This is a genomic window from Saccharothrix sp. (assembly GCF_031180885.1).
GTDB lineage: Bacteria > Actinomycetota > Actinomycetes > Mycobacteriales > Pseudonocardiaceae > Actinosynnema.
The window spans coordinates 41,064-66,253 of sequence record NZ_JAPSLK010000020.1 but is presented as its reverse complement, the minus strand read 5'-3'; the positions used below and the strand labels follow the sequence as shown (position 1 = coordinate 66,253).

25 protein-coding genes are annotated in these 25,190 nt (G+C 71.9%); 11 read left to right on the top strand and 14 right to left on the bottom strand.

Annotated features, from left to right (window positions below):
* Nucleotides 1–6: 6 nt before the first annotated feature.
* Nucleotides 7–444 (bottom strand): MarR family transcriptional regulator, encoded by a 438-nt coding sequence (locus tag RIN75_RS22820; protein WP_309114034.1) that lies wholly within the window; start codon nt 442–444, stop codon nt 7–9.
* Nucleotides 445–689: 245 nt separating this feature from the next.
* Here RIN75_RS22820 and RIN75_RS22815 point away from each other — a divergent pair, with 245 nt between their 5' ends.
* Nucleotides 690–1,367: a response regulator gene (locus RIN75_RS22815; protein ID WP_309114033.1), complete on the top strand. Its 678-nt coding sequence runs from the start codon at nt 690–692 to the stop codon at nt 1,365–1,367.
* A gap of 110 nt (nt 1,368–1,477) precedes the next feature.
* Here the strand turns inward: RIN75_RS22815 and RIN75_RS22810 are convergent, their stop codons facing one another.
* The gene (locus RIN75_RS22810) at nt 1,478–2,575 is read right to left on the bottom strand and encodes an FAD-dependent oxidoreductase (RefSeq protein WP_309114032.1); all 1,098 of its coding nucleotides are present in this window, start codon (nt 2,573–2,575) and stop codon (nt 1,478–1,480) included.
* 12 nt (nt 2,576–2,587) lie between these two features.
* Nucleotides 2,588–3,004, bottom strand: coding sequence for a DUF6463 family protein (locus RIN75_RS22805; RefSeq protein WP_309114031.1), 417 nt, complete (start codon nt 3,002–3,004; stop codon nt 2,588–2,590).
* 16 nt (nt 3,005–3,020) lie between these two features.
* Between RIN75_RS22805 and RIN75_RS22800 the strand changes: the two genes are divergently transcribed.
* Together RIN75_RS22800 and RIN75_RS22795 are read left to right on the top strand one after the other, a co-directional pair.
* Nucleotides 3,021–3,614 (top strand): TetR-like C-terminal domain-containing protein, encoded by a 594-nt coding sequence (locus RIN75_RS22800; RefSeq protein ID WP_309114030.1) that lies wholly within the window; start codon nt 3,021–3,023, stop codon nt 3,612–3,614.
* Entirely contained in the window at nt 3,611–4,138 is a 528-nt protein-coding gene (locus tag RIN75_RS22795) for a GNAT family N-acetyltransferase (protein WP_309114029.1), read from the top strand. The genes RIN75_RS22800 and RIN75_RS22795 overlap by 4 nt, the downstream gene beginning before the upstream one ends.
* 1 nt (nt 4,139) lies before the next feature.
* On the opposite strand, the gene RIN75_RS22790 is transcribed toward RIN75_RS22795, so the two are convergent.
* Entirely contained in the window at nt 4,140–4,979 is an 840-nt protein-coding gene (locus RIN75_RS22790) for a class I SAM-dependent methyltransferase (RefSeq protein ID WP_309114028.1), read from the bottom strand.
* Nucleotides 4,980–5,191: 212 nt separating this feature from the next.
* Here RIN75_RS22790 and RIN75_RS22785 point away from each other — a divergent pair, with 212 nt between their 5' ends.
* Nucleotides 5,192–6,433: an MFS transporter gene (locus tag RIN75_RS22785; protein ID WP_309114027.1), complete on the top strand. Its 1,242-nt coding sequence runs from the start codon at nt 5,192–5,194 to the stop codon at nt 6,431–6,433.
* On the opposite strand, the gene RIN75_RS22780 is transcribed toward RIN75_RS22785, so the two are convergent.
* The 4 genes from RIN75_RS22780 to RIN75_RS22765 all read right to left on the bottom strand — a co-directional run bounded on the left by RIN75_RS22780 (nt 6,405) and on the right by RIN75_RS22765 (nt 9,278).
* Nucleotides 6,405–7,442 carry an amidohydrolase family protein gene (locus tag RIN75_RS22780; protein WP_309114026.1) on the bottom strand — a complete coding sequence of 346 codons (1,038 nt, stop codon included), beginning with the start codon at nt 7,440–7,442 and terminating at the stop codon, nt 6,405–6,407. The genes RIN75_RS22785 and RIN75_RS22780 overlap by 29 nt on opposite strands.
* 51 nt (nt 7,443–7,493) lie before the next feature.
* Nucleotides 7,494–7,946 carry a hypothetical protein gene (locus RIN75_RS22775; RefSeq protein ID WP_309114025.1) on the bottom strand — a complete coding sequence of 151 codons (453 nt, stop codon included), beginning with the start codon at nt 7,944–7,946 and terminating at the stop codon, nt 7,494–7,496.
* A 140-nt stretch (nt 7,947–8,086) separates the two neighbouring features.
* Nucleotides 8,087–8,575, bottom strand: coding sequence for a hypothetical protein (locus RIN75_RS22770; protein ID WP_309114024.1), 489 nt, complete (start codon nt 8,573–8,575; stop codon nt 8,087–8,089).
* Between the two features lie 13 nt (nt 8,576–8,588).
* A complete protein-coding gene (locus RIN75_RS22765; RefSeq protein WP_309114023.1) occupies nt 8,589–9,278 on the bottom strand; it encodes a CAP domain-containing protein in 690 nt (229 codons plus the stop codon).
* Nucleotides 9,279–9,345: 67 nt separating this feature from the next.
* Between RIN75_RS22765 and RIN75_RS22760 the strand changes: the two genes are divergently transcribed.
* From RIN75_RS22760 to RIN75_RS22740, 5 genes are all read left to right on the top strand, one after another.
* Nucleotides 9,346–9,642, top strand: coding sequence for an acylphosphatase (locus tag RIN75_RS22760; protein WP_309114022.1), 297 nt, complete (start codon nt 9,346–9,348; stop codon nt 9,640–9,642).
* A 33-nt stretch (nt 9,643–9,675) separates the two neighbouring features.
* On the top strand, nt 9,676–10,182 hold the full coding sequence (locus tag RIN75_RS22755) for a sigma-70 family RNA polymerase sigma factor (RefSeq protein WP_309114021.1): 507 nt from the start codon (nt 9,676–9,678) through the stop codon (nt 10,180–10,182).
* Complete coding sequence (locus tag RIN75_RS22750; protein ID WP_309114020.1) at nt 10,179–10,817, top strand: zf-HC2 domain-containing protein; 639 nt, start codon at nt 10,179–10,181, stop codon at nt 10,815–10,817. The genes RIN75_RS22755 and RIN75_RS22750 overlap by 4 nt, the downstream gene beginning before the upstream one ends.
* A 63-nt stretch (nt 10,818–10,880) precedes the next feature.
* Nucleotides 10,881–14,522: a chromosome segregation protein SMC gene (smc, locus tag RIN75_RS22745; RefSeq protein WP_309114019.1), complete on the top strand. Its 3,642-nt coding sequence runs from the start codon at nt 10,881–10,883 to the stop codon at nt 14,520–14,522.
* Between the two features lie 54 nt (nt 14,523–14,576).
* Nucleotides 14,577–17,492, top strand: a complete 2,916-nt coding sequence (locus tag RIN75_RS22740) for an NACHT domain-containing protein (protein WP_309114018.1) — start codon at nt 14,577–14,579, stop codon at nt 17,490–17,492.
* A gap of 12 nt (nt 17,493–17,504) precedes the next feature.
* On the opposite strand, the gene RIN75_RS22735 is transcribed toward RIN75_RS22740, so the two are convergent.
* Genes RIN75_RS22735 through RIN75_RS22725 form a run of 3 tightly spaced genes read right to left on the bottom strand, consistent with a single transcriptional unit; the run spans nt 17,505 to nt 19,055 of the window.
* Nucleotides 17,505–18,203, bottom strand: a complete 699-nt coding sequence (locus RIN75_RS22735) for a lysophospholipid acyltransferase family protein (RefSeq protein ID WP_309114017.1) — start codon at nt 18,201–18,203, stop codon at nt 17,505–17,507.
* Nucleotides 18,204–18,217: 14 nt separating this feature from the next.
* A complete protein-coding gene (locus RIN75_RS22730; RefSeq protein WP_309114016.1) occupies nt 18,218–18,556 on the bottom strand; it encodes a hypothetical protein in 339 nt (112 codons plus the stop codon).
* Between the two features lie 49 nt (nt 18,557–18,605).
* Complete coding sequence (locus tag RIN75_RS22725) at nt 18,606–19,055, bottom strand: helix-turn-helix domain-containing protein (protein WP_309114015.1); 450 nt, start codon at nt 19,053–19,055, stop codon at nt 18,606–18,608.
* Nucleotides 19,056–19,356: 301 nt separating this feature from the next.
* Between RIN75_RS22725 and RIN75_RS22720 the strand changes: the two genes are divergently transcribed.
* Nucleotides 19,357–20,289 carry a GNAT family N-acetyltransferase gene (locus RIN75_RS22720; protein ID WP_309114014.1) on the top strand — a complete coding sequence of 311 codons (933 nt, stop codon included), beginning with the start codon at nt 19,357–19,359 and terminating at the stop codon, nt 20,287–20,289.
* Here the strand turns inward: RIN75_RS22720 and RIN75_RS22715 are convergent.
* Together RIN75_RS22715 and RIN75_RS22710 are read right to left on the bottom strand one after the other, a co-directional pair.
* Nucleotides 20,286–21,836 carry a sodium:solute symporter gene (locus RIN75_RS22715; RefSeq protein WP_309114013.1) on the bottom strand — a complete coding sequence of 517 codons (1,551 nt, stop codon included), beginning with the start codon at nt 21,834–21,836 and terminating at the stop codon, nt 20,286–20,288. The genes RIN75_RS22720 and RIN75_RS22715 overlap by 4 nt on opposite strands.
* Complete coding sequence (locus RIN75_RS22710) at nt 21,823–22,941, bottom strand: anhydro-N-acetylmuramic acid kinase (RefSeq protein ID WP_309114012.1); 1,119 nt, start codon at nt 22,939–22,941, stop codon at nt 21,823–21,825. The genes RIN75_RS22715 and RIN75_RS22710 overlap by 14 nt, the downstream gene beginning before the upstream one ends.
* A 114-nt stretch (nt 22,942–23,055) precedes the next feature.
* Here RIN75_RS22710 and ftsY point away from each other — a divergent pair, with 114 nt between their 5' ends.
* Complete coding sequence (gene ftsY, locus RIN75_RS22705; RefSeq protein WP_309114011.1) at nt 23,056–24,483, top strand: signal recognition particle-docking protein FtsY; 1,428 nt, start codon at nt 23,056–23,058, stop codon at nt 24,481–24,483.
* 341 nt (nt 24,484–24,824) lie between these two features.
* On the opposite strand, the gene RIN75_RS22700 is transcribed toward ftsY, so the two are convergent.
* A complete protein-coding gene (locus RIN75_RS22700) occupies nt 24,825–25,175 on the bottom strand; it encodes a hypothetical protein (protein WP_309114010.1) in 351 nt (116 codons plus the stop codon).
* Between the last annotated feature and the right edge of the window lie 15 nt (nt 25,176–25,190).

Here is a 25,190-nt window from a genome sequence, read left to right as displayed (position 1 = left end):
GGTTCGCTAGCGTGTTCGGGGTTCGGCGAGGCGGCGCAGCAGCGGCGTGACCGAGCGGACGTGGTCGCGCTCCTCTTCGGACAGCCGCGACAGCCGTTCGGAGAGCAGTTCGGCCTCGCCGTGGGCGAGGGAGACGATCGTCTCCCGGCCCGCGCCGGTCAGTTCCACGATGGTCGCGCGCCCGTCCGCCGGGTCGGCTTCGCGGCGCACCAGCCCGCTGGACTCCAGTCCCGTCACGACGGTCGTGGCCGTGGGCTGCGAGCACAGCGCCCGGACCGCGATCTCGCCGATGCGCATGGGGCCCTGCGCCGCCAGCTCGGCGAGGACGAGGAGCTGCGTGGGCTGGAGCCTGCGCACCGACGCCGACTGCCGCAGGCTGCGGACCAGTCGGTGGACGGCGACCACGAGCTGCAACGCGTCTTGGTTGGTCACACTGGTGGTCATCGAAGACCTCCTCGTGGCTCACCCACCGTGAGCAGTTGTCCGAATTCGGACAGGACATTTGCACTATCGCGCGACCGGTGTCCAGCAAATGGATTCATTCGCACCCGGATGTACTCACGCTTTCCGCACCGATGCGGTCAACCGCCCGTAAAAACGCCATAAAAGCGGTGATGGGGAGGCGTCAAGACCACGTCAGAATTGACCACGGACAGCGAGCGGGGCGGGTTTGGACGTAGTGTCGGACCGTGACGAAGGTGCTCGTGGTCGACGACGAACCGCAGATCGTGCGCGCCCTGCGGATCAACCTGACCGCACGGGGCTACGCGGTCCTGACCGCCCACGACGGCACGGCGGCCTTGCGGGCCGCCGCCGAGGGGAAACCGGACGTGGTGGTGCTGGACCTCGGGTTGCCGGACGTGGACGGGACGGAGGTCATCGCGGGGCTGCGCGGGTGGACGTCGGTGCCGATCATCGTGCTGTCGGCGCGGACGGACTCGACGGACAAGGTCGAGGCGCTGGACGCCGGGGCGGACGACTACGTGACCAAGCCGTTCGGGATGGACGAGTTGCTGGCGCGGTTGCGCGCGGCGGTGCGGCGGTCGGCGGTGGTGGAGGGCGAGGACGCCGTGGTGCAGACGGCGTCGTTCACCGTGGACCTGGTGGCGAAGAAGGTCCTGCGGGAGGGCGCCGAGGTGCACCTGACCCCGACGGAGTGGGGGCTGCTGGAAATCCTGGCCCGCAACCGGGGTCGGTTGGTGGCGCAGAAGCAGCTGTTGCAGGAGGTGTGGGGCCCGCAATACGCGAAAGAAACTCACTACCTGCGCGTCTACCTCGCCCAACTCCGCCGCAAACTAGAACCGGAACCCTCCCACCCCCGCCACCTGGTCACCGAACCCGGCATGGGCTACCGCTTCGAGCTTTAGCCACCCCGCGAACCACCTGCCGCCCTCACCCCGTCTTACGCGGCTGGGCGGCCGGTTGGTTGGGGTGTGGCGCTGGAGTTCACTCGATCCGGTGAGCGGAACCCGCCGAGTCAGCCGGCGGGCAGGGTGGGGTGGCGCTGGAAGGCGATCGTGAACTTCACGACCGCCTCCTTGTAGCGCGCCGCCCAGCGCCCGGTCAGGACCATGTCGCGCGGGCTGTCGTCCGACCGGACGAACTGGATCAAACCGTCCCGCCTCCCCAAGCTCACGCACTGGTTGATGTACGAGAACCGGAACGGCTTCGGCGTCCGCCCCCGCAGCTTGTCGGCCAGCGCCCGCACCGCCCGCTGCGTCGTCGGCAGCCCGGTCGCGCACGCCATGCGGATTTCCTGCCCGTCCGGGCGGTGCATCGCGGCGGCGTCCCCGACCGCCACGACGTCCGGGTGGGACACCGACGTCAGGGTGTCGTCGACGATCATCCGGCCCTGCGCGTCGACCTCGAAACCGGCCGAACGGGCGAGGTCCGGCACCGTGAATCCGGCGGTCCACACCACGGTGTCCGCGTCGACCCGGCCATCGGCCAGCGCCAAGCCCCGAGCGTCCACCGAAGTGATCCGGGACTGCTCGTGCACCACCACGCCCAGCCGCGTGAACACCTTCTCCAAGTGGGCACGGGCCGCAGGGGACAGGCCGGCGCCCAGCGCGCCGGCGGTGACCAGGTGGACTTCCAACCGCGGGTGGGACTCGGCGAGTTCGGCGGCGGCTTCGATGCCCGTCAAGCCACCGCCGGCCACGGCGACCACGCGCGCATCGGCCAGGGCGAGGCGCAGGCGTTCGGCCTCCTCCAACGTGGTCACGGTCTGGGCGTGCTCGCGAACACCGGGCACAGCGCCCAAGTCCGCGTGGCTGCCCAACGCGTAGATCAGCTTGTCGTAGGAGAGCGCGCTGTCCCGCAGCCGCACCTTGCGCGCCTCCGGGTCGATCGCCGTCACCCGGTCGACCACCAGCTCCACGCCGGTCCCCCGCAGCAGGTCGACCAGCGGCAGGTCGCGCAGGGTCTGGCCGGCCGCCAGCTGGTGCAGGCGCACCCGCTCCACGAACCGGTCGCGCTCGTTGACCAGGGTGACCTTCGCGCCGGTCCAGCGCGCCGCGAGTTTCGCTGCCGCCAGGCCCGCGTAGCCGGCGCCGATGACCACGATGTCCGTCATGTCCACGTCCTTTCAGTCGACGGTGGAGCGAGACGGCACCTCGATTCGTGACGGCGAAGCGCTGTGACGTGCGCCACGGATCAGTAGCACGGCCGGGACCAGCACCAACCAGCCCGGCACGGCCACCAGCACCACCGACAGCAGCAGCGCCCACGCACCAACGACCCAACCCAGGTACGCGGGCACGCTTCCGCCGCGCCGGGCCGTGTCCGCCACGACCAGGCCGAGCAGGATCAGGGGCACGCCGAAGCTGCCCAGCGTGAGCCACAGGACGTACTGGTCCGGCGTGAACCCCGCACCCGGCGGCGGCACGGCCGCCCACAGGCCGGCGCCGATCCACCGGGCCCAGCTCTCGTGGTTGAACGCGGTCGTGAGGACGATGTGGAGAGCGCCGAGTGCGGCGAGGAGGATTCCGGCGACGCGAGTCATGAGGAGGAAGTTACCAGTGGCAACATTGCCGCGTAAGCCCTACCACCACGGCGCCCTGCGCGCGGGACTGGTCACGGCCGCGCGCGCCCTGGTGGACGCCGAGGGCGCGGAGGGGCTGACCCTGCGCAAGGCCGCCGCCGCGGCCGGGGTGTCGCACGCCGCCGCCTACCGGCACTTCGCGGACAAGGCCTCGCTCGTCGCCGCCGTGATGGCACAGGGCTTCGACGAACTGGCGGCACTCGCCGAACCCCCGGGCACACCGCTCGAGCGGCTGCACGGCATCGGGCGCGCCTACCTGGAGTTCGCGCTGGCCAACCCGTCCCTGTACCGCCTGATGTTCGGCTCCGCCGACGTCCCCCGCCGCGCCGACTTCCCCGACCTCGCGGCGGCCGAGCAGCGGGTCTACGCCCGCATGGCGACCTCGATCGAAGCCGCCCAGGAGTCCGGTGAACTCGCGCCGCACCCGGTGGCCGACGTGACGCTGCTGATGTCCTGCGTCATGCACGGCCTGTGCTCGCAACTCCTGGCCGGCCTGCTGCCCGCCGCCGACGCCCCCGAGTTGGCGCGTACGGTGATGTTGTTGGTGGACAAGGGTTTGGGGGCCCGGTGATCACGACGCTGCACACGTCCGACGTGGACGTCGACCTGCTCAAGGCCGCACGGGCGCTGTGCGACGACGCTTTCGACGGCGACTTCTCCGACCACGACTGGGAGCACGCCCTCGGCGGCGTTCACGCTTTCGCGTGGGAGGGCGACGACCTCGTCGGGCACGGATCCGTGGTTCAGCGGCGGTTGCTCCACGGCGGTCGGGCGTTGCGGGCCGGGTACGTCGAGGCCGTTGCGGTGCGGCAGGACCGGCGGCGGCAAGGCCACGGCGCGGCCCTGATGACCGCGCTGGAACGGGTGATCCGCCACGCCTACGACCTCGGTGCGTTGAGCGCGAGCGAGGACGCGCTGGACTTCTACACGGCCCGCGGATGGGTGCTGTGGCGCGGGCCGTCCTCGGTGCTCGCCCCGAGCGGGGTCGTGCGCACCGAGGACGACGACGGCGGCGTGTACGTCATGCCCGTCGCGGTGCCGCTGGACCTCGACGGCGACATCGTGTGTGACTGGCGAGAAGGGGACGTCTGGTGACTCAGGACTTGGTGGCCTGGATGATCCACGCGGCGGACGAGTAGCGCACCCCGTGCTCGTCCAGGTGCCGGGCCATGTCCTCCCGCGCGGCCTGGATGACCCGGTCCTTGGTCTCGTCGTCCAGTTCGGCCAGTTGACTCGCCTGACGGGCGGTGATGAACGCCAGCGCGTCCTCCACGTCGTCGCCCAGCCACACCGGTTCGCTGACCGCGTGCAGCTCCACGTCCGTCATGCCCGCGCCGGTCAGCAGGGCGCGGACGCGGTCCGGGTCGCTGAGCGAGAACAGGTGCGGCGCGTTGGGCGGCGGCTCGGGCATGGGCTTGCCGGCCGCGAACAGCGAGCGGAACGTGGACGCGAACTCGTTGCGCGCCAACGGTTGCCATGTCAGCAGCGTCATCCGGCCGCCGGGCCGCAACGCGCTCGCGATGTTGGCGAACGCCTTGTCCGGGTCGCCGAAGAACATCACCCCGTGCCGGCTGATGACGACGTCGAACGCGGCCTCCGGGAACGGGTGCACCTGCGCGTCGGCCTGTTCGAACGCGACGTTGGCGACCCCCTCCCGGTCCGCCCGCCGCCGGGCCTCCTCGATCATCCGCGACGACAGGTCCACGCCGAGCGCGTGCGCCGCCCGCCGCGCGGCGTCGCGGGTGGACTTCCCGGTGCCGCAACCGATGTCGAGGACGCGGTCGGCGGGTCCGATGCGGGCCGCGTCGAGCAGCCGTTCGTGGTAGCGGGCGGCGCCGCCGTCGAAGCGGTCGGCGTGGTCGGCCCAGAAGGCGCCCTGGTCGCCGTCCCAGGCGGTCAGCTGGTCTGCGTTGGTCGGGTCCACCGGCACGGTCATCCGCCGGACGCTACCGCCGACTCGCCGATCCGCCGCCCCGCCGCCCCGGCGACCGCGTTTCACCGTCGCTGGAACGTCGCGGAACCGGTGTGATCCGCGCCGCGTGTTCGCTCACGTCCTAGGTGCCGCCGGGCGCGCCTGCCTAGCGTGCCCTCCGGGGGACGAGTTCCGGGAGGACGATGATGTGCGCGGCCTGTGGTGTACCGACGCACGTGCCGGCACCGCCACGCCGGTTCGCCGCGCTGCGCAACCGGGACTGCCGGCCGTACCTGTTCGGCGCCGGGCTGGCCATGATGGCCGACAACATCGAGCACGTCATCACGTACTGGGTGCTGTGGGAGAAGTTCCAGTCGCCGGCCCTGGCCGGGTTCGCGGTGATCAGCCACTGGCTGCCGTTCCTGCTGCTGTCGGTGTGGTTCGGCGCGCTGGCCGACCGCTACGACTGCCGCCGGGTCATCCAGGCCGCGCAGGTGCTGTTCATGGCAGTGTCGGCGGCGTGGGGGATCTTGTTCCTCACCGACGCGCTCCAGGTGTGGCACGCGGGCGTCCTGCTGGTGCTGCACGGCATCGCGGGCGCGTTGTGGGGGCCGGGCGAGCAGTTGATGCTGCACGACTTCGTCGGCCCGGACGAACTGCCCAGCGCGGTCCGGCTCAACGCCACGTTCCGCAGCCTGGGCGTCCTGTTCGGCCCGGTCGTCGGGTCGGCGTTGTTGCTGGGGCTGGGGCCGACCGCGGGCATCTTCGCCAACATCGCGTTCTACCTGCCGTTGACCCTGTTCCTGTTCCGCACCAAGTTCACCGGCCACACGCGTGATCACGACGCCCGTCCGCGCGTGGGTGTGCTGGAGTCGCTGCGGGTGCTGCGCGAGGTGGGCTCGAACCGGACGCTGGTGGCGATGATCGCTGTGGCGGGCCTGGCGTCGTTCTTCGTCGGCGCTTCGCTCCAGTCGGCCATGCCGATCTTCGCGACCGATCTGGGGGCCGGTGACGCCGGTCTGGCGTACGGCGTGCTGCTGTTCGCCAACGGTGCGGGCGGGGTGCTGGGCGGTGTGCTGCTTGAGGCCACGACCCGGATGCGGCCGACCGTGCGGACGGCGGTGGTGGCGACCGGGATCTACGGGGTGACGAGCCTCGGGTTCGCGCTGACCGGGAGTTACCCGTTGGCGGTGGTGTTGCTGCTGGTCGGCGGGGTGGCGCACCTGGCGTCGATGTCGATCACGCAGACGGTGGTGCAGTTGCTCAGCCCGCCGGCGGATCGCGGGCGGGTGTTGGGCGTCTACGGGATGTCGTCGGGCGGGTTGCGGGCGGGGAGCGGGTTCACGGTCGGGCTGCTGGGGGCGGCCGTGGGCGTGCACGCTTCGCTGGCGTGGAGTGCGGTCGCGCTGTGCGTCGGCACGGCCGCTGCCGCCTTCTACGCGTTGCGGCCTAGCGAACCCTCCGGCCGCGCAGGATGACGGCGACCGGGTGGGCCAACTGGTCCAGGTCCAGTCTCGGGTCCTCGGCGTAGACGACCGCGTCCGCCGGTGCGCCCGGCTCCAACCCCGGCAGGCCCAGGAAGGCGCGGGCGTGCCAGGAGGCGGCCGCCAGGGCCTCGTGCGGGCCGATGCGGGCGGACAGGGCGTGGATCTCGTCCAGGACCGCGCGGCGGTGGTGCGGGACCGCGTCGGTGCCGGCGAGGATGCGCACACCCGCCTCGGACGCGGCGGTCACCAAGCTCCGGAGTGCGTGGACGCCGCCCACGAACCAGTCCTTGCGGGGGCCGTCCGGCTTGGCCGCCACGTCCGGCAGGGCGCGTTCGAAGCCGGACAGGGTCGGGGTGAGGGCGGTGCCCTGGGCGGCCATCCGGTCGAGCAGGTCCGGGGACAGCCACATGCCGTGCTCGATGGAGTCGACGCCCGCCGCCACCGCCGCCGCGCTGCCGGCCGCGTGCTGGGTGTGCACGGCGACCCGGCCGCCCACGGCGTGCACGGCCGCGACGACGGCGGTCATCACGTCCACGGGCACCGGCTCGTCGTCCACGCTCCAGTCCGCGATGATCTTGGCCCAGCCGCTCTTGGCGGCCTGGGCGGCGGCCAGTCCGGGGAGTTCGTGCACGTCGGCGTGGCGGCCCCAGTCGTCGAAGAACTGGCCGTGGCGGGCGATCCAGGGGCCGGCGTGGAAGGCCCTGGGGGTGTCGGGGTCGGTGCCGAACCACGGGGGCGGGTCGCCGGCCAGGCCGGGGGACCGGATGGCGGTGACCCCGGCGTCGACGTGCTGCCGCAGGTGCTCGCGCAGGAGGTCCTCGTCCAGCGGCTGGTTCGCGTCGGTGGTGCCGGGGTGGGTGTGGGCGTCGACCAGGCCCGGCAGCAGCCACCCGTCGACCACCTCGGCACCGGGGACCGGGTCGTCGGTCCACCGGTCACCGTCCGCGCACAGGTCCACGTGTTCGCCGTGTGGGAGCGCTCGCCCCCGGATGCGCACCACCAACAGATCCCCCTCCGGTCGACGCCAGCCAACCGGAAAGGGGCGCAGCTGTCACCCGGTTGTCGTGGTGGTCGGCGTAGTGGTGGTGGTGGTGCTCGACGCGGACGACGAGCCGGTGGGGCTGGGTGGCCACGACGTCGGCGGGTTGCTCTGCGGCTGGGACGTCGTCGGGGCCGGCGCTTCGGTCGTCGTGGTGAGTTCGACCGCGGGCGCTTCCGGGGCCGGCTGGAGCGCGGGGGCGTCGGCGCGGGGCTTGGCCGGGGCCGGGACGGTGATGACCACCGTCGAGGTGTGGCTGCCGGTGGCGACGCGGACCGCGGTGCTGGTCGTGGCCTTCACGTCGGCCTGGGGCCTGGGCGGGCCGGCCTCGGGTTCGGGGTCGCCGGTGGCCAGCATCGAGGCCAGGGTGGCCATCACCGTGGCGACGACCGCGCCGCCGGCGGCGAGCAGCACGACCGCCGGGACACCGCGCTTCGGTGACTCGTGATGATCTTCCTCGAACACACCATCTCCCTGTGGGAAACCCGGTCGGATGGTCAGGTGTCCGAGTTATCGGCTCATCGCGTCGGCGGCCTCATCGTTCGGGCGGTCGTCCACACGAATGTGTGGCGCGGCGTCACCGAGCGGCTACCGGCTCGTTTGGGTCACGTGCCGGTGGACGGCTGGGTGGTGGTCGTTGTGGTGGCGGGCGGCTGCGTGGTGGTGGGTTCCGTCGGGTCGGTGGTGGGCGGCTTCGACGACGTGGTGGTGGTCGGCTGGGTCGTCTGCGTGGGCGGCTGGGTGTCCTCGACCGTGGTGGTCGTGGTGGTGCCGTCCGGGCGGGTGACCGTGGTGACCCGGGTGCGCTTCGACGTCGTCGTCGTGGTCTCGGTGGTCGTCGTCGTGGTGCCGGTCGTGGTGAGGGTGACCGACGAGGCCGTCGTGGTGGGGACGGTGGTCAGGGTGCTGCGGTTGACCACGTCCTGGCGCGGGCCCTCCTTGGCCGGGGCCGCGCCCTCCTCGGCTCCCGCCAAGGACGCGATCGTGGCGAAGATCGTCGCGACGGCCAAGCCGGAGGCGGCCAGCAGGACGTTCGGCGACACGCGCGGCCGGCGGCGGTCGGGTTCCGGGGTCTCGTACAGCCCGTCGGTCACGCGTTGCTCCCTCTTACCAGCCGAAGTTCTGGGTCCAGTAGTAACCGCGGGTGTCCAGGCCCACGCCGATCGCGGTGAAACCGCAGTTCAGGATGTTGCGGCGGTGGCCCTCGGAGTTCATCCAGCCCTTCATGACCGCCTCGGGCGTGCGGTAGCCCTGCGCGATGTTCTCGCCGCCCGGGTTCGGGTAGCCCGCCGCGCGCATGCGCTCGGCGAAGTCGACGCCCTCCGGGGTGTCGTGCGAGAAGTAGTTCCGGGTTGCCATGTCGGTGCTGTGCGCCTGGGCGGTCTTGACGATCCGCTCGTCCACCTTCAGAGCGGGGCAGCCGGCCGCGGCGCGGGCCTCGTTCACCAGCTCCACGACCCGCTGGGCCTCCGACACGGGGGCCGGCTTGGTGGTGGTCGTGGCGGGCGGCTGCGTCGTCGGCTCGGTGGTCGTCGTCGGCGCCTCGGTGGTGGAGGTCGTGGTCTCTGTGGTCGTCGTGGTGGTCTCGGCGGTGGTCGTGGTGGGCCGTGGCGACACGGGCCGCTCACCGGTCCGCACGGGCACGCCGACGCCGCCCACCCCACCGACGCCCCGGTTGTCGCCCTCGGCCGCCTGTGTTGAGCTGGGCGCCACGAACGGGGCGAGCTGTTCGGGGCTTGCGAAGGCCACGCCGGTAGCGCCGGCGGCCCCCAGCAGCAGCCCGACCAGTCCGCCCATCACGGATCGGTTACCGCGCCGCGCACTCACGGTCGCGCACCGTACCACTAAAGGGTGAAATGTCAGGATGGCCGATGTGGCTGGTGCAGAGAACACCGTTCGGCTCACCGCATGGGTCCGCGGGCACGTGCAGGGCGTCGGCTTCCGCTGGTGGACCCGCGCCAGGGCTCTTGAGCTGGGCCTGGTCGGCAGCGCCTCGAACCTGCGGGACGGTCGGGTCGAGGTCAACGCGGAAGGCCCCAAGGAGGCGTGCGAGGGCCTCCTGGACGCGCTCCGTTCCGGTCGTACCCCCGGTCGAGTGGACTCGGTCGTGGAGCGCTGGTCCGAGCCGCGCGGCGGCTTGACCGGTTTCGTCGAGCGTTGAACGCATAAGGGTCCGATGGCGTAGTAAAGCGATGTGGACCGAGGCGAAGAGGTGGTCAGGCAGCTTTACGGCCGGTGGCGCGGCCCGCTGCACGGCTACGTCCTGCGCCTGGTCGGCGGCGACCACCAGCAGGCCGAGGACGTCGTCCAGGAGACCCTGCTGCGGGCGTGGAAGCACGCCGACGAGCTGACCCCGGACGACGCCGGCCCCTGGCTCTACACGGTCGCGCGCAACCTGGTCATCTCCGGTTTCCGCAAGCGCAGCGGGCGCAACTCCGAGGTGCCGATCGAGCCCGCCGACCTGCCGCCGGTCGCCGACCAGGTGGACCACGTGCTGCAGAGCTGGCAGGTCGCGGAGGCGCTGCGGGCGCTCAGCCACGACCACCGGGCCGTGGTGGTCGAGCTTTACTACCGCCGCCGCACGGTCAAGGAGGCCGCGGCGGTCCTCGGCGTCCCGCCGGGGACGGTGAAGTCGCGCTGCTTCTACGCCCTGCGGGCGCTGCGCGACGCGTTGGAGGAACGGGGGGTGACCGAGTCGTGAGCTGCACGCACACCGTCGCGCTCGGCGCCTACCTGCTGGGCGCGCTCGACCCGGCGGAGCGCTCGGCGTTCGAGGTGCACCTGCGCACCTGCGCGGTCTGCCGCCGGGAGATGGTCCGGCTGGCCCCGCTGCCCGGCCTGCTCGCGCAGGTCGACGTGGAGTACCTGGACGTGCCGTTCGACGACCCGGCGCCCGCCCCGGAGCTGCTGCCGCTGCCGCCGGTCGCCGAGCCGGCGCCCGAGCCGCCCGCGAAGCGCCGCAACCTCGTCCTGGCGGGCGCCGGGGCGCTGGTCATCGCGCTGGTCGCGGTGGGTGTGCTGGTGTTCGCGCCGCGCGACCCCGAGCCGATCCGCCTGAGCGCCGCCGACAGCGGGACCGGTGTCTCGGCCACCGCCGACCTGGTGGCCAAGCAGTGGGGCACCGAGATGTGGCTGACGGTCCAGAACGCGCCCAAGGGCAAGAGGTGCATGCTGGTCGTCCACGACCGCTCGGGCCGCACCGAGATCGGCGGCTGGTGGGGCACCGACCACCCCGAGGACGCCCGCATCCCGGGGTCCACGTCCTTCTCCGTGGGCCAGATCGAACGCCTCGAAGTCGTCGTGGACAGGCAGGTCCTGGTGTCCGTGAAGCCCTGAACAGGGCCGTTGGCCGGCGTGGCAGGCGTCTGGGCGTGCGACCGCACGGGTACTCTGCCCGGCGTGCACCTCAAGAGCCTGACGCTGAAGGGCTTCAAGTCCTTCGCCTCGGCTACCACGCTGCGCTTCGAGCCGGGCATCACGTGCGTCGTCGGTCCCAACGGGTCCGGCAAGTCGAACGTGCTCGACGCGCTGCGCTGGGTGATGGGCACGCAGGGCGCGAAGGACCTGCGCGGCGGCAAGATGGAGGACGTCATCTTCGCCGGCACCTCCGGCCGCGCGCCGCTTGGCCGCGCCGAGGTCACGCTGACCATCGACAACTCCGACGGCATGCTGCCGATCGAGTACACCGAGGTGTCGATCACCCGCCGGATGTTCCGCGAGGGCGCCACCGAGTACGAGATCAACGGCAACTCGTGCCGGCTGATGGACATCCAGGAACTGCTGTCGGACTCCGGCATCGGCCGCGAGATGCACGTCATCGTCGGCCAGGGCCAGCTCGCCGCGATCCTGGAGTCCAAGCCCGAGGAGCGCCGGGCGTTCGTCGAGGAGGCCGCGGGCGTCCTCAAGCACCGCAAGCGCAAGGAGAAGGCGCTGCGGAAGCTGGAGGCGATGCAGGCCAACCTGACCCGCCTCACCGACCTCACCGCCGAGCTGCGCCGCCAGCTCAAGCCGCTGGGCAAGCAGGCCGAGATCGCCCGCCGCGCCCAGGTCGTGCAGTCCGAGCTGCGCGACGCCCGGATGCGGCTGCTGGCCGACGACCTGGTCACCCAGCGCGAGGCGCTGGCCCGCGAGGAGCAGGACGAGGCCAAGGCCCGCGCCCGGCGCGCCGAGGTCGAGCAGTCGCTGCAGCAGGCCCAGTTCCAGCAGAACGAGCTGGAGGACCTGGTCGCGGCGGACGCGCCGAAGCTCCAGCAGGCCCAGGACACCTGGTACCGGCTGTCCGCGCTGGAGGAGCGGCTGCGCGGCACCGTGCGGCTGGCCGTCGAACGCGAGCGCCACCTGTCGGCGTCCGTGGAGGCCCCGCGCGGCGGGCGCGACCCGGACGAGCTGGAGGCCGAGGCCGAGCAGACGGCGTTGCTGGAGCAGGAACTCCAGGAGGGCGTGACGGAGGCCCGGATCGGCCTCGCCGAGGCCGTGGAGACCCGCGCCGAGCTGGAACGGATGGTGCAGGCCGCGGAGAAGGCGCACCTGGCGGCCGTGCGCGCGATCGCCGACCGGCGGGAGGGCCTGGCCCGGCTGTCCGGGCAGGTCGAGGCGCTGCGGTCGAAGACGTCCGCGACGGCCGAGGAGATCGAGCGGCTGTCGGTGACCCTGGCCGAGGCCGAGGAGCGGCTGGCGGTCGCCGCGCAGGAGCTGGCCGAGGGCCGCGAGGTCACCGGCACCGAGGACGAGGACGACGCCGGCCTCGACGAGCGGCACAAGCAGGCCGTGGAGGCCGACGAAGCCGCCCGCCGCCGGGTCGAGGAACTGGTCAAGGCCGAGCGGACGGCGGAGCGGGACATCGCGTCGTGGAAGGCCCGGGTGGACGCCCTGTCCCTGGGGCTGACCCGCAAGGACGGGGCGGGTGCGCTGCTGGCGTCCCGGCTGCCGGGCCTGCTGGGCTCGGTGGCGGCGCTGCTGACCGTGGAGCCGGGTCACGAGGTGGCGCTGGCCGCCGCTCTCGGCCCGGTCGCGGACGCGGTCGCCGTGGAGTCCGGCCCGGACGCGTTGGCCGCTCTCGAACTGCTGAAGGCCCAGGACGCCGGCCGTGCGGGCCTCCTGGTGGGCGGCGGTGGTCACATCGACCGTTCCGGCTGGCCCGCACTGCCTTTTGGTGCCCGGTGGGCGGTGGACCTGGTGCACGCGCCCGAGGCCCTGCGCCCGGCCGTGCACCGCGCCCTGGACCGCCTCGCCGTGGTCGACGACCTGGCTGCCGCGCGGAGTCTCGTCGAAACCCGCCCGGACGTCCGGGCCGTCACCCGTGAGGGGGATGTGTTCGGCGCGGACTGGGCCGTGGGCGGCTCGGGGCGCAGCCAGAGCGTCATCGAGGTCCAGGCGGCCGTGGACGAGGCGTCGGAGAAGCTGGCGCTGGCCGAGCGGGCCCTGGAGCACGCCGCCGCCGCGCTGGAGGGCGCGCGGGCCGAGCAGCAGGCCAGGCGGGCCGAGGTCGGCGCGCTGAAGGAGCAGGTCAACGAGGCCAAGGTGCGCCGCGCCCGGTCGTCGGAGCGGCTCAACCGGCTGGCGGCGGCGGTCCGGTCCGCCGAGGCCGACGTGGAGCGCGTGCGCGTCCAGCGCGGCAAGGTCGAGGCGGCCCGCGAGGAGAACCTGCTCAAGCTCGCCGAACTGGAGGAACGCCTCCTGGTCGCCGAGGAGCAGCCCCTCGACGACGAGCCCGACACCTCCCACCGCGACGAGGCCGCCGCCGAACTCGCCGCCGCGCGCCAGAGCGAGATGGACGCCCGCCTGGCCCTCCGCACCGCCGAGGAACGCGCCCGAGCCCTCCAGGGCAAGGCCGACGCCCTCCGCCGCGCCGCCCGCGCCGAACGCGAAGCCCGCGAACGCGCCGCCCGCGCCCACGCCGCCCGTGCCCGCGGCGCCGTGGTGGCCCAGGCGGTCGTGCGCGGCGGCGAGATCGCCCTGGAACGCATCGCCACCTCCCTGGCCCGCGCCGCGCGCGAGCGCGACGTCGCCCAGGAGCGCCGCACCCAGCACGAGGCCCTGCTGACCCAGGTCCGCAGCCTGGTCCGGGAGATGTCGGTGGAGCTGGAGAAGCTGACCGACGCCGTCCACCGGGACGAGGTGCTGCGGGCCGAGCAGCGGATGCGCATCGAGCAGCTGGAGACCAAGGTCGCCGAGGACTTCGGCATCGGCCTGGAGGACCTGGTCAACGAGTACGGCCCGGACGTCTACGTGCCGCCGTCGGCCGGCGAGCTGGCCGAGTACGAGGCCGCGAAGGAACGCGGCGAGCTGGTCTCCGCGCCCCAGGCCGTGCCGTACGACCGGGAGACCCAGGCCAGGCGGGCCAAGCGCGCCGAACGCGACCTGTCCCTGCTGGGCAAGGTGAACCCGTTGGCGCTGGAGGAGTTCGCGGCGCTGGAGGAGCGGTACAAGTTCCTGTCCAACCAGCTGGAGGACATCAAGGCCACCCGCCGCGACCTGCTGACCGTGGTGAAGGAGGTCGACGACAAGATCCTGGAGGTCTTCACGTCGGCCTACGAGGACGTGGCCCGGGAGTTCGAGGTCGTCTTCAAGGTCCTGTTCCCCGGCGGCGAGGGCCGGCTGGTGCTGACCGAGCCGGAGGACATGCTGACCACCGGCATCGAGCTGGAAGCCCGGCCGCCGGGCAAGAAGGTCAAGCGCCTGTCGCTGCTGTCGGGCGGCGAGAAGTCGTTGGCGGCGGTGGCGATGCTGGTCGCGATCTTCCGGGCGCGGCCCTCGCCGTTCTACGTGATGGACGAGGTCGAGGCGGCCCTCGACGACACCAACCTGCACCGGCTGATCGGGCTGTTCGAGCAGCTCCGGGAACGGTCGCAGCTGTTGATCATCACGCACCAGAAGCCGACGATGGAGATCGCGGACGCCCTGTACGGCGTGTCCATGCGCGGCGACGGCATCAGCCAGGTGATCTCCCAGCGACTTCGGGGCCGCGAAGACCTCAAGCCCGGCAAGGCGGAAGCACCGGCCCCCGCACCGGCCGAGCCCGCGACTCCCGAGGCCGGGTGACGGCTAACGTGCTCACGCCGTCCCGCGATGACCTGCCAAACGGCGGGAGGCGCGATGACGGGTGTGGTGGAAGGCGCGTTAGGCAGGGCGGCGGTGCAGGCGTCGCGCCCCCTTCTGGAACCGCTGCTGCGGAAGTTCAAGCGCAACCTCGCCAAACGCGGCTACGGCCCGGCTGACGTCCTCACCCTGCTGGAACGCACGTCCGGTCCGCACAACTCCGACTACTGGCCGGCGAGCCTGGTCGACCGGCTGCCGCACGGCGTCACCCAGAAGCACGTCGACGCGTTCATCAAGACCCCCGAGTTCGCCACATGCGCCCGGCACGCGCTCGCGGTGGCGATCATGAACGCCGAGACCGCCCACCGGCACGGCGTGCTGACCAACGTCACCCTCCTGCTCCTGCCGCACCTGCCCGGAACCAGCCGGGAGAAGGTCGCGCCCTACGCCGACGCGTTCGTCACCCACCTCTTCGAATCCTGCCGCAGCGTCGCCCGCAAGCTCCGCGACTCCATAGGCAGCCCCGAGGAGCTGATCTCGTGGGCCGAGTCGACGATCGTCGCCCAGACGCTGGTGTCCATCGACAAGTACACCTCCGCGCTGGTCGCCCAGCACGAGTCGCGCGACGACCACCGCAGGTGGATCGACGCCTACCGTCGGCGGTTCGCCGATGCGCACCGGATGATCGAGGTCCCCGACCTGTCGACGCGGCGGATGGTCGACCACACCAGGCTGTTCGTACCGCCGTCGCTGGGCGAGGTGGACGGCGACACGCTGCTGCTGCGCACCGACCGGGTGGTCACCGCCGCCCTGCCCGACCTGGTCGGTCGGACCGTCCTGCTCGGCGACCCCGGCGCGGGCAAGTCCACCGCCAGCACGGTGGCCGCCGTGGTGGCCGCCGAAGAGGGTGGCATGGTGCCGTTCCTGGTGGTGCTGCGGCACGTCGCGGAACCCGAGTTCAGCCTGGTGGACCTGGTGCGCGACCAGTTGGGCAGGCGCTACCAGACGACCGTCACGCGCGGCTCGGTGGAGCGGCTGCTGCACGAGGGCGAGGCCCTGCTGGTGTTCGACGGCCTGGACGAGATCGTGCGCGGCGAGGACCGGGTGCGGTTCGCCCGGACGATCGAGTCCGTCGCCCGCGCCTACCCGTTCGCGCGCATCCTGGTGACCTCGCGGATCATCGGCTACCCGGTGGCGCGCCTGGACCCCGTGCTGTTCGACGCCTACTTCATCCGCGCCTTCGACCGCGCCCGGGTGGACCGGTACGTGGAGAACTGGTTCAGCCACCAGGAGCTGGGCGGGCGGCGCACCACCGAGCAGATCGTGTCCCGGTTCACGTCGGAGACCGCGACGCTGCCCGACCTGGTGTCCAACCCGCTGCTGCTGGCGTTCATCTGCGTGCTCTACCGGGGCCGCAAGACGATCCCGCGCACCCGCGCCCGCCTCTACAGCCGGTGCGTGGAACTGCTGCTGGGCGAGTGGGACAAGACGCGGGGCATCATCGACGAGGTACCGGACCTGGAGCTGGTGCAGATCGCGCTGTCGCGGATCGCCGCCCTGGGCGACCGGACCGCCGAGAAGACCCGGCTCACCGCCCGGGACATCGAGGTGGACCTGGTGCCGTTCCTGCTCCAGGAGGGCAAGGGCAGCGAGTCGGCGGCCAGGCGGTTCGTCGGCGAGCTGCTGGCGACGTGCCGGGGTCGGGCGTGGATCTTCACCGACTACGGGCTGGACGAGCACCACGAAGAGGTCTTCCAGTTCACGCACGGCAGCTTCCAGGAGTACTTCAGCGCCCTGTACCTGGTCCGCAACTGCGGCGGGGACAGCGCCCGGGTCGCCGGCGAGCTGTACCCGCACGCGGTGGCCGGTCGGGCGGAGGTGTATTCGCAGATCTGCGTGTCGCTGCACAACATGGGCAACCGCGCGGGCGGCTCGGAGGTGCTGCTGGAGATGCTGTCCAGGATGAACGACGACCACCCGCCACCGGCCTTGACCACTGACGTCGGCCGGTTCCGGGAGCAGCTCGCGCGGCGGGCGCTGTTCCGGGAGTCGGTGCTGCGGTACGTCGCGAAGATGTCGGACTGCATCCCGCTCAGCCGGGCGGCGGTCGAGCGGCTGCTCGGCGAGGTCGTGCGCCAGGTGCCGCAGGGCCGGGTGGGCGCCATGAGCGTGCTGCTGGAGTCCACCTACCACCACCGGGAGGTGGTCGTCGAAGTGCTGGGCGACCTGGTCCGCGGCACCGTCGACGACGGGGTGACCGACGACGAACTGGTCCACCTGTGGTTCGCGATCCACGCCGGCTACCTGGCGAACTCCGTGGAGGACGGCCTGAGCCCCGGCGCCGTGCGGACGCTGCGAGGGGTGGTCCGCAAGCTGATGCCCCACGTCGAGCGGCTGACGGCGGACCGGGGCGAGCTGGGCTTCGCGATCCGGTGCCAGGCGGGCGCGGTGACCGGCGACGACTTCGCCGCCGGCTCCGAGTGGCGGCTGCGCGACGCCTACACCAGCCTCTTCCAGTGCTTCGACCAGTTGATCCCGTCGCTGGGGCCGGGCTCGTCCGCGATCTGGGTGGTGGAGACGCTGGCCTCGCCGGACCGGCGCACCGCGCCGATGGCGGCGGTGGGGAACCTGCTGCGCGCGCTCACGACCGGCGTGCGGCGGCACGGTCCGAGCTTCGACAACCTGCTGGTGCCCAGCCGTGCGGGCACCGGCTCGTGGGGGGTCGAGCGCAGCGTCGAGGCGGTGCTGCGTCGCGCGTCGGGCTACCCGCCGGAGTGCCGCGAGGGCCTGGCGTACGTCATGGCCGGGTGCGTGGAGCTGGCGGAGCTGTGGCACAACGACCGCTCGTCCCGCTCGCTGCTCTACGAGTGGGCTTCGGCCGCCGTCCCCGCCGAGTCGGCCAGGGACTTCCTCGACGGCTGGGCGGCCGCCGACACGACGGTGTGGAAAAGCGAAGGGCAGGGCGTGTCCTGAGCGGCCTCGCCGCTAGCGGCGGTCCAGGGCGGCGGCCTCCTCCGACGTCGGGGCCGTGCCGCCCAGGTGGGCGGGGTGCCACCAGTGGCCCTCGCCCGGCTCCGGGTACCGCGCCTGCGCCTCGTCCAGCAGCTCCTGCATCCGCTTCCGCAGCGCGTCATCGGTGGTCGGCTCGATCGGCTCGCCCACGATGATCGTCACCGGCACGTGCCGCTGCGTCAGGTTCTTCGGCTTGCCCTTGGTCCACAGCCGCTGCGTGCCCCACACCGCGACCGGCACCAACGGCACACCGGCCTCCGCCGCCAGCCGCACCGCGCCGCTCTTGATGTCCTTCACCGTGAAGGACCGGCTGATGGTGGCCTCCGGGAAGATCCCGACCACCTCACCCGCCCGCAGCGCGTCCAGCGCCTGCTGGAACGACTCCTGCCCGTTGGCGCGGTCCACCGGGATGTGGTGCATGCCACGCATCAACGGGCCCGACACGCGGTGCTTGAACACCTCGTGCTTGGCCATGAACCGGACCAGCCTCTTCGCGGGCTGCGCGCCGTAGCCCGCGAAGATGAAGTCCAGGTAGCTGACGTGGTTGCTCGCCAGCACGGCCCCGCCGGTGGTCGGCACGTGGTGTGCGCCGTCCACGGTGATGCGCAGGTCGAGCACGCGGAACATGAGCTTGGCCGCGGCGATCACCGGCGGGTACACGCGATCTGGCATACCTCAACGGTACGCTACTGGCGGGTAATACCGGCCTCGTGCTCGCGGACCACCTTGGGGACGCCGGCCAGGTCCTCGTCGTTGCAGAGCAACTTGAGGTTGTAGTACGGCGAACCCTTGGTGTCGTCGTAGTCCAGGTGGATCGCGATGACGTCCACCGGCTCGCCCAGCCAGTCCTGGGTCTGCCGGAGCCAGGAAGCGGCCCGTTCGAGTGCGCTGGGCAGGTCGTCGTCCCGGAAGTCCACCGGCCGGTAGGGAACCTCCTGGACCGCGTCCCGCTGGTTGGCGGGCATCGGAAGGTCTACCGCCACCCCGCTGTCGTTGAGTTCGAGTTGGATCGTTTCCTCACTCACGCAGTCGAGGGTCCACCACGCGCAGCCCGGCGGCAAGAGATGCGTCGCGTCAGGACACCCCGGTGACAACGGTGTCGTCCGGTCCGAGCACCGCGCCCGACTCCGCGCGCACCTCCAACATCGCCACAGGTCTGCCGGTGACGCGGTCCACCAGGGTGGTGTGCGGCTCGCCCGGCACGAAGCAGTGGCGTTCACCCCATTGGCGCAGCGCCACGATCACCGGGAAGAGGTCACGGCCCTTCGCGGTCAGGACGTACTCGCGCTGGAAACCACCGTCCGGCGACGGGACGGACATGAGCACCCCGTGGGCCACCAACTCCCGCAGCCGGGCGCTGAGCATGTTCTTGGCCACACCCAGGCTGCGCTGGAAGTCGCTCAGCCTGCGCAGGCCGTCGAACGCGTCCCGGACGATCAGCAGCGACCACCAGTCGCCGACGGCGTCCACCGACCGCGAGACCGGGCACCCGGCTTCCTCGAAACGCACGCGCCGCACCGCCATGACGCCTCCCCAGGAGGTGTTGCGGTACCCATCGTGAACCGCTCCGCGCCCCGCCGCTCGTCGATCAGGCCAACGGCGCCGAGTGCCAGCGCCACTTCCCGCGCCGCGGCAGGTCGCCGAGCGGCTGCCTCCCGGTCGCCGGGTCTGCCCCGGATCGGTGAACCGGGAACCCGGGAACAGCCGCCGCGACACCCCGGTCACCGGGCCCGTCCGACGGCTCGACCGGCCCGCGTCAAGTCACCCGCGCCCACGTCCGAAAACTCCCTCGCGTTCGTCGCACCGGCGAGTGACTATTCCGGGCATGTATGACATCCGTTTCGCCGACCAGGACGACCTGGGCGCGGTGCTGGCCCTGCTCGTCCGGCTCCAAGCCGACACCGCGCACCACATCGGCTACCTCGGTGAGACGCTCGGGGAGCTGACCGAAGAACTCGCCGAATTCGAACCCGACTGGCCCTCCTGCACCGTCGTCGCCACCGACGACTCCGGCCGCGTCTGCGGCGTGCTCAGCGTCGAGGTGGACGCCGAGCTGGGCCGGGCGTTCCTGCACGGCCCGTTCGTGGACGTGCCGGTCAACCACCCGGCGGGCAGCCGCATCTGGGACCAGACCTCCGACGCCCTCTACGCCCACGCCCAACCCCTGCTGGACGGCATCGCCGACCGCGAGGTGTACGGCCACACCATGCACCGCAGGCTGGCCGCGTTCGCCGAGCGGCACGGCTTCACCGCGGGCCGGGCGAGCAGCATCCACGTCCTCGACGGCGACGGCCTGCGCGGCCTGCTGCTGCGCGAGGCGAGCTGCCCGCGCACCGGTCCGGCGCGCGAGATGCGCGTGCTGCCGACCGAGGCCGCCGTCCACGAGGCGGTGGCCGTCCTGCACGAACGCTGTTTCCCCAAGACCTACCTGTCCGGCCGCTCGCTGGTCGACGGCAGCCGGGACCACACCGTCGTCGTCGCCATGGACGGCCCGAACGTCCTCGGCTACGCCGCGGGCAAGGCGGAACCGGGGGAGTACTACGTCGACTTCGTCGCCGTGGAACCCGACGTGCGGGGCAAGGGCGTGGGCGCCGCGCTGATCACCGAACTCGTCTGGAAGCTCGCTGAACGCCACGGCGCCCGTCCCCAGGCCGCCGCCGCCATCCTGGCCGGCAACACCTCGTCCCACCGCATGTTCGACCGCCTCGGCTTCCGCCTCCACCTCGAACTGGTGGCCTACCGCTCCAAAGCGGCCTAAGCCGCCCGCGCGCTCACCGCCTCGTCCACCTGCGGCGGCGTGTAACCCTTGTGCCGCAACGACAACAAACCACCCACGACCAACGTCACCAGCACTCCCATCGGGGTGTACCAGGGGTAGGCCAGCGGCTTGGAGGTCGCGGTGGCCGCCGAGAAGTCGAGCGTCGCCGCGGCCTCCGGGCCGACGAACTTCACGCCCAGGATCACGAACGCCATCACCACCACGGTGGTCACGAACGCCACGATCGCGTCGGTCTGCTTGGCCTTCCGGAACAACAACCCCAGCAGGAAAGCGCCCAGCAACGCGCCGTAGGTGAACCCGGCGATCGACAGGCCCTGCTCCACGATCGGGTTGCCGCGCCGCGTCAGCGAGGCGAACAGCCCGGCGCACACGATCAGCAGACCGGCCCAGACCACCGTCCAGATCCGGCCCTGCCGGAACACCTCGGCCTCGCTCATCGGCCGCCGCACCAGCTTCTGGTACACGTCGGTGACCGTGGACGAGGCCAGCGCGCCCAGCGACGACGACAGCGCCGCCGCCAGGATGCCCGCGATCACGAACCCGGACAGCCCCGACGGCATGTCCCGCACGATGAAGTTCGCGAACAGCTCGTCGTTGTTGTTCAGCCCCAGGTCCTTCACCGGGTTCGCGCCCTTGTAGAACGCCCACAGCATCACGCCGATGAACAGGAACAGCGCGAACTGGAGGAACACCACCACACCGCTGGCGATCAGCGCCCTCTGCGAGGCCCGGACGTCCCGGGTGGCCATCAGCCGCTGCACGATCAGCTGGTCCGCGCCGTGCGAGGCCATCGACAGCACCGCGCCGCCGATGAACGCGGTCGGGATCGCGTAGGCCGAGGTGAACGGGCTGGCGGCGAAGTCGAGGACCTGGAACTTGCCCGCGTCGGCCGCCGCCGAGAACCAGCCGTCGGGCAGCTTGCCGGACAGCACCACGATCACCGCGACCGCGCCGAGGACGTACCAGAGCATCTGGATGGCGTCGACCCACACCACGGCCCGCACGCCGCCGAGGAAGCTGTAGACGACCATCGCGATGCCCAACACGATGACGATCGCCCAGTAGGACGCGTTGACCCCGTACGCCGCGAGCACGACCTTCACCGGGATCGCGGTGGCGAACAGCCGCAGGCCGTCCGCGAGCAGCCGGGTCACCAGGAACGTCACCGACGCCGTGGACTGCAACCCGCCGCCGAACCGCTTGCCCAGGAACCCGTACGCGGTGATCAGGTTGCCCGCGATGTACTTGGGCAGCAGCACGAACGACACCACGATCCGGCCGAGCAGGTAGCCGATCGCCAGCGACAGGAACGTCATCGTCCCGCCGTAGGCGACCGTCGGCACGGACAGCACGGTCAGCGTGGACGTCTCCGCGGACACCACCGACACGCACACGACCCACCACGAGATGCGCCGCTCGCTGACGAAGTAGTCCGTGGCGGAGCGCTGCCGGCCGCCGATCCACACCCCCAGCAGCGGCATCCCCACCAGGAACAGCACGATGATGGCGACATCAAGTGCGCGCACGGTGTCCTCCAATCACTCTGAGCCCGGTGACGGCGGTGGTCACGGGCTCGGGCAGGCGCAGGGGTTCGCGGCCGGGGGTGATCGAGCCGAGCAGGCGCGGGCCGGACGCGCCGGTGGCGGAGGGCACGTTGGCGGGCAGGCCGTGCCAGGTCAGGAAGCCGAGCAGGGCGGTCAGGTAGGCCTCCTTGGCGTCGGCGGGCAGGCCCAGCTCGTCGCTGGTGCGCAGCTCCACCTTGTCCCGCAACGATTTCACCAGGACGGGGTTGCGCATCCCGCCACCGGACCCGATCACCACGCCCGCGCCCGCGCACTCGGCGGCGATCGTGCGGGCGGTCAGCTCGGTCAGCGTGGCCAGGAAGTCCTCGGCCTGCACGACCAGACCTTCGGTGACCCGGTCCAGGTAGGCGCGGTTGAAGTGCTCCTTGCCGGTCGACTTGGGCGCCGGGCGCGCGTAGTACGGGTCGGCGAGCAGCCGGTCCAGCAGCTCTTGGTGGACCCGGCCGCGCGCGGCGAACTCCCCGTCCACGTCACATGTGCGCAGGCCGCCGGACAGGACGGTCATGGCCGCGTCCATGAGGGCGTTGCCCGGTCCGGTGTCGTAGGCGATCACACCTTCGGGCGAAATCTTGGTGATGTTGGCGATGCCGCCGATGTTCAGCGCGACGGCGTTGCCCAGCTCGGCGAGCCACAGCGCGTCCAGGGTGCTGGCCAGGGGAGCGCCGTGGCCGCCGGCGGCGACGTCCCGGACCCGGAAGTCGGCGACGACGGGCAGCCCGGTCGCCTCGGCGATCCACGCGGGCGCGCCGACCTGGAGCGTGCCCAGGCACCGGCCGTCCTCTACCCAGTGGTGGACGGTCTGCCCGAGCGAGGCCACCAGGTCCGCCTCGTGCTCCTTCGCCGCTGAGGCGAATAGCCGGCCCAGCCGGGTGTCCAGCACGCACAGGTCGGCGGCGCTCGTCGGCGGCTCGCGCAGCTCGGGCGGGAAGGGGTGCTCGGCGTGGGCGACCGGGCGCAGCACGACGGTCGGTCCGTCCAGCGCGAAGTCGCCGACGGCCACGTCGACGGCGTCCATCGACGTCCCGGAGATGAGCCCGATCACCCTCACGCCCTGTGTCCTATTCCACACAGACCGCAGGCGCAAGGGTGTAGGTGGGAAAGTTGCCGGAAATCAATCCAGCTTGTTGGATTGTCACGGAACGTGGCGTGCGAGGATTGCGGAGTGTCCACGGAGCTTGTGATCTGGATCGTCGTCGTTGTCGCGGCCCTGCTCGCGGTCGCCCTCGTCACCGGCGTCGTGCTGTCCCGGAAGCGGCGCATCAGCCTCGCCGAACCCGAGGAGGACAAGCCGGCCGTCAAGGGCTACCAGGCCGGCGCGGGGGTGACCTTCGCCCCCAAGACGACCGAACCCGAACCCGCCGACACCGAATCCGCCGACACCAAGCCCGCCGAGCCCGCTGAACGCAAGCCCGCTCAGGCCGAGCCGTCCGGCGCGAGCCCTGCCAAGCCCGCCGAGACCACCACCGCCCCTCCGGCGGATGCGACCACTTCTCCGGTGACTGCCCCGCCCGTGGACGACACCGCTCCCGTCGAACACCCGGTCGCGGACCGCACCGAGGTCGACGGCCAGCCCGGCGTGGGCGACGACGCGAGCGTCCCCCGCGACTCCGTCAAGCGCGGCTTCGTCGACATCGCGCTGCCCGAAGAGGCCAGCGAGATCGAGGAGATCGAGCCCACCGCCGGCCGTCTGGAACGGCTGCGCGGCAAGCTCTCGCGCTCCCGCTCGACCCTCGGCCAGGGCCTGCTGGGCCTGCTCGGCGCGGGCGACCTCGACGAGGACTCGTGGACCGACGTCGAGGACACCCTGCTGATGGCCGACCTCGGCGCGGCGGTGACCGACCAGGTCGTCACCAACCTGCGGGAACGCATCGCGACCCGGGGCGTGCGCACGTCCGACGACGCCCGCGCGCTGCTGCGCGAGGTGCTGACCGAGGCGCTGCACCCGGAGATGGACCGGTCCGTGCACGCCCTGCCGCACTCCGGCAAGCCCGCGGTGGTGCTCGTGGTGGGCGTCAACGGCGTCGGCAAGACCACCACCACCGGCAAGCTCGCCCGCGTCCTGGTCGCCGACGGCCGCTCGGTGCTGCTGGGCGCGGCGGACACGTTCCGCGCCGCCGCCGCCGACCAGTTGGAGACCTGGGGCTCGCGGGTCGGCGCGTCGACGGTGCGCGGCGCGGAGGGCGCGGACCCGGCGTCGGTCGCGTTCGAGGCGGTCAAGCAGGGCGTGGCGAAGGGCGTGGACACCGTCCTGATCGACACCGCCGGCCGTCTGCATACCAAGACCGGCCTGATGGACGAGCTGGGCAAGGTCAAGCGGGTGGTGGAGAAGCAGGCCGAGGTGGACGAGGTCCTGCTCGTCCTCGACGCCACCACCGGACAGAACGGCCTGACCCAGGCCCGGGTGTTCGCCGAGGTGGTGGACGTGACCGGCATCGTGCTGACCAAGCTCGACGGCACGGCCAAGGGCGGCATCGTCTTCCAGGTGCAGCGCGAGTTGGGTGTGCCGGTCAAGCTCGTCGGTCTCGGCGAGGGCGCCGACCACTTGGCCCCGTTCGAGCCTGTCGCCTTCGTCGACGCCCTCCTGGGCTAGGCACGCGCTTCGCTCTCTAGAACGCGCTTCGCGCTCTCAAGACGGACGCGCTGGCGCGCTCTCAAGATCAAAGCGGCGCTCGCCGCGCGGCAGGCCCCCGGGGTGGAAGGGCGTCGGTTCGTCCCCCGTACGGCCTGCCGGAGGCAACCACGCTTTGGCCTTCTGAGCAACCGGTGAAGCGTGGTTGCACAGAAGACCAAAGCGTGGTTGGGCTGCGCCCAGGCCGTACGGGGGACGAACCGAGGCCCTTCCTGTGGCTGATAGCCAGCCCGGCGCGCGAAGCGCGCCGAAAACAGCCGCTGCGCGGCGAAAGCAAAGCGGCCACTGTGCGGCGGAGGCCCTTATGGGCAGTGGTGCCAGCACTCCTTGACTTGCCGGCGGTCCGGGAAGACGTGGTAGTGCAACGGTTCCAGCGTGGACCGCACGACGTACGGCCGACCCGCCGGCGGCGCCTGCGGCACGACGTACCGGAGTCGCCCGGTCTCCGGCACCCGCCAGTCGTCCCGGTTGGTGGCGCGGACCCGGGCGCCCGGGTAGGTCCGGCGGTACTCGGCGATCAGGTCCACCAGCCACTGCACCCGGTCGACGGGCGGGGTGGTCGGCACGGGGTCCAGTCGGGAGCCGTCGGACCAGCGGCCCACCACCTGGCGGTCGTCCCAGTGCAGGGTCAGCGTGCGTCCCTCGTAAGTCACGCGGGAGATCATCAC

Bases quoted from the DNA above. Each gene is read 5' to 3' on its own strand.
- RIN75_RS22820 (WP_309114034.1), bottom strand. From the start codon at position 444: ATGACCACCAGTGTGACCAACCAAGACGCGTTGCAGCTCGTGGTCGCC.
- RIN75_RS22810 (WP_309114032.1), bottom strand. From the start codon at position 2,575: ATGACGGACATCGTGGTCATCGGCGCCGGCTACGCGGGCCTGGCGGCA.
- RIN75_RS22805 (WP_309114031.1), bottom strand. From the start codon at position 3,004: ATGACTCGCGTCGCCGGAATCCTCCTCGCCGCACTCGGCGCTCTCCAC.
- RIN75_RS22790 (WP_309114028.1), bottom strand. From the start codon at position 4,979: ATGACCGTGCCGGTGGACCCGACCAACGCAGACCAGCTGACCGCCTGG.
- RIN75_RS22765 (WP_309114023.1), bottom strand. From the start codon at position 9,278: ATGGGCGGACTGGTCGGGCTGCTGCTGGGGGCCGCCGGCGCTACCGGC.
- RIN75_RS22760 (WP_309114022.1), top strand. From the start codon at position 9,346: ATGGCCGATGTGGCTGGTGCAGAGAACACCGTTCGGCTCACCGCATGG.
- RIN75_RS22740 (WP_309114018.1), top strand. From the start codon at position 14,577: ATGACGGGTGTGGTGGAAGGCGCGTTAGGCAGGGCGGCGGTGCAGGCG.
- RIN75_RS22735 (WP_309114017.1), bottom strand. From the start codon at position 18,203: ATGCCAGATCGCGTGTACCCGCCGGTGATCGCCGCGGCCAAGCTCATG.
- RIN75_RS22725 (WP_309114015.1), bottom strand. From the start codon at position 19,055: ATGGCGGTGCGGCGCGTGCGTTTCGAGGAAGCCGGGTGCCCGGTCTCG.
- RIN75_RS22720 (WP_309114014.1), top strand. From the start codon at position 19,357: ATGTATGACATCCGTTTCGCCGACCAGGACGACCTGGGCGCGGTGCTG.